Raw genomic sequence first — 709 nt, forward strand, 5'->3', positions numbered from 1 at the left:
CATTAGTATCATCGGATATGATTATCCACTTTCATTTGGATCCCATTTAATATCTATATTTTTAGTGATATGTGATTTAGCCATTAATCCCGGAGTTGCTTTTCCATTAGATGTTGGACATGAAGAGAGTTTCTTCTTTGAAGCGATTCCCGGAATACGCTTCTATGATTTATGTCACGTAGCAAAGGAACTAATAGCAATTGATCCTAAGTTCACTGTTTGCAATCATTCAAAGTCAGAATATTATTACATAGCTAACACTTTGTGTGATAAGTTATGTTATAACCATCCAATAGAAATAATTGAAGAAGTTTTATCTTGGGCACAACGATATGAGTCAATAAGAAATATACAGGATGAAGAAAAAACATATTCTTTCATCAATGAACTATTGCCAATTCGTTTTCTTTTGTCAAAATTTATTCTGATTTGTGAGGATAAAAAAAACTATCCAGAATTCTTTTGTTGGACTGGTGCTTGTAGTGCTGGAGAAAACCTTAAAAACGAGTATATTTTGCTAACAGAAAAACACAAGGCACCATTCATTAACCAAAAGGACTTAGATGTTTACGCATCATATCATGAGGGTATTAGTGAAGATAAAATTGAAGTAGTAAAAGATTACTTCACAGCAATGAATATAATGTCAAACCTAATGAAACAATGGATAACGGAAGATGGTGAATTCGATGTGGACTTTATAAAAGAA

At 32.0% G+C, this 709-nt stretch carries 1 protein-coding gene; it reads left to right on the forward strand.

All coding sequences use genetic code 11. The features are described 5' to 3' along the window. Positions 1–709, forward strand: a 709-nt coding sequence (locus tag NNO02_RS23440; protein ID WP_271455896.1) for a hypothetical protein, incomplete at both ends; no start/stop codon positions are given.

The organism is Citrobacter sp. Awk 2 (genome assembly GCF_028069815.1).
In the GTDB taxonomy this organism is placed as follows: domain Bacteria; phylum Pseudomonadota; class Gammaproteobacteria; order Enterobacterales; family Enterobacteriaceae; genus Citrobacter.